The following is a 981-nucleotide window of genomic DNA, read 5'->3' on the forward strand; positions in this document are numbered from 1 at the left end:
GTTTTAGGCGTGTATTTGTATTTTTTCATTGTATTTTCCTTTTTAGTAATAACTTGTAAATTCAAGAGCCTTGCCTTTATATTTATAAAGACTTTTAGCATAACCACCTCTTGAATCTTTTGGAAAATTTGAAAGCGTCTTAAAAGCTGCCTTGTCAAGCTTTAAAGCATTTTTGCATGGACTTTTTAGACCTCTTTCCCAACCTGTTACTTTCACATCTGTCTTTACTTCTGCAAGAAAAATGGTTTTTTCGGTTGTGGCTATAACTTGATAAAAATCAATGTTTGTTTGTTCATATCCCCAACTTGAATAGAGAAAATCCCCTACTTTATAACCATCCTCGTTCTCTTTACTTTTTTTATTGATGAGAGATTGAAGTTTTTCAATATTTGCGATTTTTTTTAAAATATCACTGTAGTCTTGAGCAAAATCCATTCTTTCATCCCACTCTCTAGTTCTGCAAAGATATTTCTCATTTACAGCTTTGTAAAATTTTGTAAATTCCTTTTCAACTACTAGATTATAAAGATCAATTTCATTAGAAGCTTCAAATAAACCTTTATGCGCTTTAAGAAACTTCTTTTTTTCTTGCTCAATTTTTTTTATTTTTCCTTGTAAATTCATTGCATTTTCCTTTTTTTGATTTAACAATTAAAAAAAGGAATAGAATACTCCCTAAAAGCGGGAATAACTATTCCCACCAATAGGAATTAAACATCAGAAGTATCTCTAGCTAGGATAGTTATTTCCCAACCAAAGGATTAAATTAGCACTAGATTGTTCTAGTGCGAGAGTATTATTTTAAATGTTCTATCGTAAAGTTCATTATTGCCCAAACACTTGAAATTATAGTGGCAATGCTAACAATACAAGCTCCTATAAGCCAATAGATTCCTTGTTGTTTTAATGAACTTACCGATAGTTTGATTTCACTTTGTAAGGAACTTTCCACTTGTTTAATGGAACTTTCCACTCGTTTGA

The 981-nt window shown here is 30.6% G+C and carries 1 protein-coding gene and 1 pseudogene; both read right to left on the reverse strand.

Features of this window, described 5'->3' with window-relative positions; genetic code table 11:
• Positions 1–42: 42 nt before the first annotated feature.
• Positions 43–624 carry a hypothetical protein gene (locus tag CCO88_RS09860; protein WP_002821341.1) on the reverse strand — a complete coding sequence of 194 codons (582 nt, stop codon included), beginning with the start codon at positions 622–624 and terminating at the stop codon, positions 43–45.
• A 172-nt stretch (positions 625–796) separates the two neighbouring features.
• Positions 797–981 (reverse strand): annotated as a pseudogene (locus CCO88_RS09865) (hypothetical protein); the annotation flags it as partial.

Origin of the sequence: Campylobacter coli LMG 9860 (genome assembly GCF_000254135.1) — a bacterium.
GTDB classification, from domain to species: Bacteria; Campylobacterota; Campylobacteria; order Campylobacterales; family Campylobacteraceae; genus Campylobacter_D; species Campylobacter_D coli.